At 73.0% G+C, this 3,721-nt stretch carries 3 protein-coding genes and 2 pseudogenes; 1 reads left to right on the top strand and 4 read right to left on the bottom strand.

Translation table 11 applies throughout. From position 1 onward, the window contains the following. Together KBX53_RS25795 and KBX53_RS25790 are read right to left on the bottom strand one after the other, a co-directional pair. Positions 1-1,027: pseudogene (locus KBX53_RS25795) on the bottom strand (hypothetical protein); the annotation flags it as partial. Continuing rightward, on the bottom strand, positions 1,024-2,238 hold the full coding sequence (locus tag KBX53_RS25790; RefSeq protein WP_309140852.1) for an SDR family NAD(P)-dependent oxidoreductase: 1,215 nt from the start codon (positions 2,236-2,238) through the stop codon (positions 1,024-1,026). The gene KBX53_RS25790 and the pseudogene KBX53_RS25795, both read right to left, overlap by 4 nt. Positions 2,239-2,369: 131 nt before the next feature. Between KBX53_RS25790 and KBX53_RS25785 the strand changes: the two genes are divergently transcribed. Beyond that, a complete protein-coding gene (locus KBX53_RS25785; RefSeq protein ID WP_156057843.1) occupies positions 2,370-2,525 on the top strand; it encodes a hypothetical protein in 156 nt (51 codons plus the stop codon). Positions 2,526-2,540: 15 nt separating this feature from the next. On the opposite strand, the gene KBX53_RS25780 is transcribed toward KBX53_RS25785, so the two are convergent. Both KBX53_RS25780 and KBX53_RS25775 read right to left on the bottom strand, forming a co-directional pair. Then, positions 2,541-3,308: a TetR/AcrR family transcriptional regulator gene (locus KBX53_RS25780; protein WP_210862115.1), complete on the bottom strand. Its 768-nt coding sequence runs from the start codon at positions 3,306-3,308 to the stop codon at positions 2,541-2,543. A 109-nt stretch (positions 3,309-3,417) separates the two neighbouring features. Further along, a pseudogene (locus tag KBX53_RS25775) lies at positions 3,418-3,721 on the bottom strand (hypothetical protein); the annotation flags it as partial.

Here is a 3,721-nt window from a genome sequence, read left to right as displayed (position 1 = left end):
CCCCCAGACCGGCGGGCAGCGCGGAACGGCCGCCCACCCGACCGTGGTGCCCCTGCACCACCGCGCTGAGCACCACCAGCAGGGCCATCTGGCCGAGCAGTGCCCCACCCGCGATTCCGCCGTAGCCGGGCAGCCCGGTCGCCGGCGCCCAACCCCGCGGGTCCGCCGCCACGGCGGCCAGGGTCGCCGCGCACAGGCCGGCCGCCGTGCGGGCGGTCCAGCTGGCCGTTCGCATGGTCGCCGGCCGGTCGATCACTCCCGGAGCGGCGAGCAGCCCGACGCAGGCCAGCAGTACCGCCGCGTTGAGCGCCAGCAGCAGCGTCGTCCCGAACGTCGCGCCGCCGACGCGGCGGGCCGTGAGCAGCACGAGGTCGAGTACGGCGAGCGCGGCGGCGACATGGATCGCGCGCAGCCGGCGCACCAGCGGCTCCATCGCCCACAGTGGATGATCGGTCGGGCCGGACCAGCGGGTACCCAGTAGGCGCAGGAGCACCACGGCCGCGATCGGCAGGAGCGCCAACAAGGCCAGCCGCTCCCCGACGTGCCGGCCGTCGAGTCCGGCCATCGTGTCGAAGGGCGGGCGGCACCGGGCCGCGCCGAGACAGCGCCAGGCGATCAGGTCGAGGGCGACCCCGGCGACGGACACCACGTACAACACGGTGAGGTTGAGCGCGAGGAGCCGACACAGCACGTCGACCCCGGCTGCGCGGTGGCGGCCCGTGGGTCGCATCCACACCGCCACGTTGCCGAGCATGAACGGCAGCAGGAAGACCATGGCGAGGGTCCGGCCGACGGTGCCGGAGGGCAGGTCACCCCAGCGGTACGCCTCCAGCGTCACCCCGCCCGGTTCGGCGTCGTCCGATCGGGCGTCGCGGTGGAAGCCCCCGCTGTCGTCGCCGGCGACCTGCCGGACCTGCGGCCGGTCGAGGATGACAGTGGGGTCGCCCCCGGACACGCCGTGCACCCGCAACTCCACCACGTCGGGTCGTCGCGGCTGGTCGCCGTGCTGTCGTCCCTGCTCGGTCATCGGGGCCGCTGTCCGTGTCGCAGCTGGTCGGGCACGCCACTCTCGCCGGATCGCCGGACGGACCGCCACAGCCCCGGCATCGCGTCGAACATCACCCAGAGCAGCAGGGCGACGATCAGCGGGGCCCGGTCCGAGTCTTCCCGCCGGAGCAGCAGCCGTCCCGGGAGCCTGCCCGCCATCGCCATCCTTCCCCGGCCGCAGCTGCCACCGCCGCCCCAGTCGTACCACCCGGACGGCCGGTCCTGGGCGGGTTCCGCCGAGCCCGGGCGTCGCGGTAAACGGCCGGTGCCGCGCCGCGCGATCAGGTCGGACGCCACGCTCCAGAGCCGCTCGGCGTTGCCGGGGTCGACGGCGTAGCCGGCCACGCCGCTGTAGTCGGCCGGCCGCTCGCTGACGATCGGGGCCTCGGCGCAGTCCTCGAAGTAGCGACCCCCGACCCCGTCCAGCAACGGGGAGGCCGCGAGCAGCACCGAGGTCGCCGCGCCCTGTTGCGGGGTCTTCTGCCGTTCCTTGGGCGTACGCAGGCCGCCGGTGTGCTTCTGCAGGCCGGTGGCGATGGCGCCCGGGTTGAGCGCGTTGGCGTGGATGCCCTCGCCTGCCCAGCGGCGGGTGACTTCCACGGCGAGCAGCGCTTCGGCGCTCTTGGACTGCCCGTAGGCCAGCAGCGGGTCGTACGGCCGGAACGCGAAGTGCAGGTCGTCGAAGATCACCGGGGAGAAGAGGTTGCCGCTGGAGCTGACCGACACCACCCGGGCGCCGCCGGCCGCGGCGAGGGCGTCGTGCAGGCCGACGGTCAACGCGAAGTGCCCCATGAAGTTGGTGGCGAACTGCATCTCCCAGCCCTCGGCGGTGCGCTCCAGCTCGGGCAACGCCATGATCCCGGCGTTGTTGACAAGGATGTGCAGTGGCTGGTCCCAGTCGGCGACGAACTGGCGTACCGAATCCTGGTCTGCCAGGTCCAGCGCGCGGACGGTGACCCGCTGCGCGCCGATGCTGGCCGCGATGTCGGCGGCGGCCTGCTCACCCGCCGCGACCCGGCGGACCGCGAGCACGACGTCGGCGCCGGCGGCGGCGAGCGAACGCGCCGTCTCGACGCCGATTCCGGCGGCGCCGCCGGTGATCACGGCCCGCTTGCCGGTCAGGTCGACCCCGGCGAGGACCTCGTCGGCGGTCGAGGCGAAACCGAAGGGGGTGGTGATGGGCTCTGTCATTGCTGTCCCGTCTCTCGATCACGCTTACCCCGACACTGTCACCCCATGGGCCGGGGCTAGCCGGTTCCCTGTTTTTCCTGGTAGTGACAGGACCAGTCTGGGCGGCCGGTGGCTGCTCCTACGATGGGCGGGTGAGCACGGCCGGCCCGCTCGGCGAATATCTGCGTGCCCGGCGCGAGCTGATCGGGCCGGGTGACGTCGGGTTGCCGGGCAGCCCGTCGGCGCGGTCACTCGCCCGGCTGGCCCGCAGGGTCGGCAGGGCGGCGGACCGGGGCGCGTCGCGCTGACCCGAACCGGCCGGGCTACCGGTTGGCCGCCCGCTCGGCGACCACCACCGAGATGCCGTCGAGGACGCGTTGCAGACCGAACTCGAACGCGTACTCCGGGCCGTACGCGGCGCCGTGCTGCTGGCCGGCAGCGGTGCCGACCCGCGAGGCGATCGGGTAGGCGCTGGCCGTCATGAACCGCTCCAGCCAGGGCGCGTGCGACTGCCACCACTGGCCGTCGGTCATGCCGGTCTCGCGCTCCAGGTCGACCACCTCGGAAGCGGCGCGCGCGGCGCTCTTCACGTGACCGAGCACGAGGGTGAGCACCGCGTCGACCTCGACGTCGGTGAGCCCGATGTCGACGATCGCGGCGAGCTCGTAGTCGTACTTGGCCATCAGGTGCGGGCCGAGGACCGGTCGGGTCGTCTCGGCCCGCAGCATCCAGGGGTGCCGCTGGTAGAGCGCCAGGATGTCGCGGGCGATCCGCTCCAGCCGGGTGCGCCAGTCGCCCTCGACGGCGGGTCGCGGCATCTCGCCGTACGCGGTGTCGATCATGACGGCGACGAGTTCGGCCTTGCCCGGCACGTAGGTGTAGACGGACATGGTGCCGACGCCCAGCGCCTCGGCGACCCGGCGCATGGTCAGCGCGTCGAGCCCTTCGGTGTCGGCGATGTCGATCGCGGCCCGGACCACCCGGTCGACGCTGAGCGCCGGGCCGGCGCTGCGGCTGGTCGGCTCCCGGGTGCGCCAGAGAAGGGCCAGGCTGCGGGCCGGGTCCGCGGTCGCCTTACGCTCAGTCGCCATAGTCCCGCCATGCTAACCGCCGGTGCCGTACGTCGTACCGGCAGCGGGGCCAGCGACGACAGCGGTGTGGGAAGGTTCTCGGGAACCCTCCCACACCGAGCGGTCGTGCTCAGAGAAGTCGGATGGCGTCCCACTGCCAGGAGGCGCTGGCCGGCACGGTCAGGCTGCCGGTGAACGCACCGAACCCACCGCTGGTGTCCGCCAGCGCGGTGTGCATGGTGATCGACCCGTCCGCCTGGCAGTACATCGCCGCGAGGTCGGTGCGGCCGTCGCCGTTGTGGTCACCGGTGATCGTCTTGAACGAGTCCCACTTCCAGGAGTTCGCGGGGAGCTTGTAGCTGCCGGTGAAGGTGCCGAACCCGCCACTGGTGGTGCCCAGCGAGGTGAACAGCTCGATCGACTCGTCCTTGTAG

It is taken from the genome of Micromonospora sp. M51 (assembly GCF_018070305.1).
Lineage (GTDB): Bacteria > Actinomycetota > Actinomycetes > Mycobacteriales > Micromonosporaceae > Micromonospora > Micromonospora parva.
This window is presented reverse-complemented; position numbering and strand designations above follow the sequence as displayed.